Consider the following 2,528-nt stretch of genomic DNA (forward strand, 5'->3'; position numbering starts at 1 on the left):
ATTGCCGCATAGATGACAACCGACCCGATGCCAACAATCAATGAAACCTGTGAACCATATATGAGGCGGCTCAGTACATCACGTCCGACATCGTCTGTCCCCAGCAGATGAGCAGCTGATGGGCCTTCATCGAAAGCTCCCGTCGTCTGTACCGGATCAAATGGCGAGATTAGTGGTGCCAGGATGGCCATCAGGATAATCGCTCCAAAGAGAACCAGGCTCCATACAGCCACCTTGTTTTTACAGAACCGGCGCCATGTGATTTTCCCCCAAGATTCAGGAACTTCTTCTTTTTCCTTTTCTTTTTTGCCACTCAGGGCATTCAGTCCGAATGAAGCACCGATACTGTTTTGATGTACCAAAACAAATTTATTTGCTTCCATTCCTGTCCCCCCTTTTCAAATCCCCTATTTACTATACTTGATACGTGGATCAATAGCCGCATAGGCAATATCAACGGTCAGATTCGCAATGAGAACGGCGATTGCCGACAAAATAACAATTGCCATGAGTACGGGATAGTCCCGGGAATTAATGGCTGCTACGGTAAGTGATCCAATACCGGGCCACTGAAAAATCTGTTCGGTGATGACTGCGCCGCCAATAACTTTCGGCAGGTCGGTCCCAATGACCGTAACGATAGGTATCAGAGAGTTGCGCAGTACATGGAACCGTAAAATCTGACGCCACTTAAGTCCTTTTGCCAAGGCTGTGCGGATATAATTCTGACCCAGCACCTCCAGGACGCTGGCCCGTACGTACCGGATCATATTTGCAGAAAACTGCGACGCCATAACGATGACGGGAAGAACCAGATGTTCCGCCAGGTCGATGCCATCATTTTCCATCCCGAGGACTTCCATGCCGCCCGTCGGGAGCAGATCCAGTTCAACAGCAAAGATGTAAATCAAAGCCAGTCCCAGGAAGAACGGTGGAAAGGAAACATTGAAGAATGTCCAGCCGATGATAGCCCGGTCCAGTTTCGAGTTTTTATGAAGGGCCGCTATGATTCCTAGTGGAATAGCCGTCGCATAAGCTACAATAAGGCTGATACTCATGAGAAGCAGTGTTGGTCCCAGGCGCTGGGAAATGATATCCAGTACAGGCTGGCGGTCTGCAAAGGAAAATCCCATATTCCCAGTCAGGAAATTAGCCATCCAGTCTACATACTGGATAAATAAGGGCCTGTCCAGTCCCAGAGCGGCTCGTGTCATCTCCACCTGGGCTGCCGTCATATCCGGTGAAATATACATGTCGGCCGGATCCCCCGGTGTCAGATGAACCAGGACAAATGCACCGATGGATATGAGAAACAAGACCGGGATAGAAATAAGCACTCGTTTTAAGATGTACTTCCCCATAATAATCCCCCCTAAATACAACACATGTCGGTCTGTATGCACCAGATCAGCAGGTTACCTAAAAAAAAGAGCAATGACACATAGTACTATGCGCCATTGCATCTTCCTGTCTTTGAATTTGTTTAGGTATGTTTGAATGATACACCACACGCCTTAAAATGTCAATGGGTTAAACGTATTATTTTTTTAATTGATTATATATTTTCATATATAATCATAATATTTTTAGTTGTTTTCGCAATATGAAATTGCGAAATATATCCATATACCATTCCCCATCCGTGGTGTATAATAAGCATGGTATGATAGCCAAAAGGGGGAATCTTAATGAATACATCTGTCACACAACAGATAGACCGTTTTGCCAGGACAAATGAACGCCATCTCATAGAATTATTGACAACAATTTGCAGTCTGCCGTCACCGACAGGTTCAGAACAGGCTAAAGCGGACTGGATTTTAAATTACCTTCACAAATTAGGCGCATCAGAAGCTTATATAGATACGGCAGGTAATGTCATCTGGCCCTGTCAGGTAACAAAAGGCAATAAGCATCCTGTGTACGGAGCTCATATTGATACAGTATTTAATCAAGTATCCTCTATCAAGCCGAAAATCGAAGGCAATATATTCGCAGCACCGTCTTGTGGTGATAACAGCGCCAATGTAGCCAGTCTTCTCTTCTTTGCAGAAATGATCTTATCGCTTCATATCGAACTGCCGGCAGGTGCTTTCTTTCTGTTCAATGTAGGAGAAGAAGGGCTGGGAAACCTCAAAGGCATCCGCCAGTTCATGACAGACCATGCTCACGAAGTCAGTGAAATGGTCGCTATTGATTGTAACAGTGATTCATTCATCAATCTGGCCGTCGGTTCCCGTCGTTATCAGATTGATATACAGGCGGAAGGCGGTCATAGTTGGGGAAACTTTGGTAACGATAATGCCATTGCCATCGCTTCCGGCATTATCTGGAACCTCTATAATCTGGATGTACCGGCCAATCCTAAAACGACATATAATGTAGGAACGATTCAGGGTGGATCGACGATAAATTCCATCGCCGAACATGCGTCTTTCACGATTGATCTGCGTTCAGAATCCAAAGAAGAACTTCAACGGATAGATCAAAAATTTCACGAGTTGCTCGATGCGGCACGGGATCCTAAA

General features: G+C 45.5%; 2 protein-coding genes and 1 pseudogene. 1 reads left to right on the plus strand and 2 read right to left on the minus strand.

Annotated elements, in window-relative coordinates; all coding sequences use genetic code 11:
- Both DBO31_RS04635 and DBO31_RS04640 read right to left on the minus strand, forming a co-directional pair.
- Positions 1-383: pseudogene (locus tag DBO31_RS04635) on the minus strand (hypothetical protein); the annotation flags it as partial.
- 24 nt (positions 384-407) lie between these two features.
- The gene (locus DBO31_RS04640; RefSeq protein WP_113854997.1) at positions 408-1,361 is read right to left on the minus strand and encodes an ABC transporter permease; all 954 of its coding nucleotides are present in this window, start codon (positions 1,359-1,361) and stop codon (positions 408-410) included.
- Between the two features lie 327 nt (positions 1,362-1,688).
- Here DBO31_RS04640 and DBO31_RS04645 point away from each other — a divergent pair.
- Positions 1,689-2,528 (plus strand): peptidase dimerization domain-containing protein (locus DBO31_RS04645; RefSeq protein ID WP_150824557.1); only part of this gene is annotated, 840 nt, incomplete at its 3' end.

It is taken from the genome of Megasphaera sp. DJF_B143, assembly GCF_900320625.1.
Classification (GTDB): domain Bacteria; phylum Bacillota; class Negativicutes; order Veillonellales; family Megasphaeraceae; genus Megasphaera; species Megasphaera hexanoica.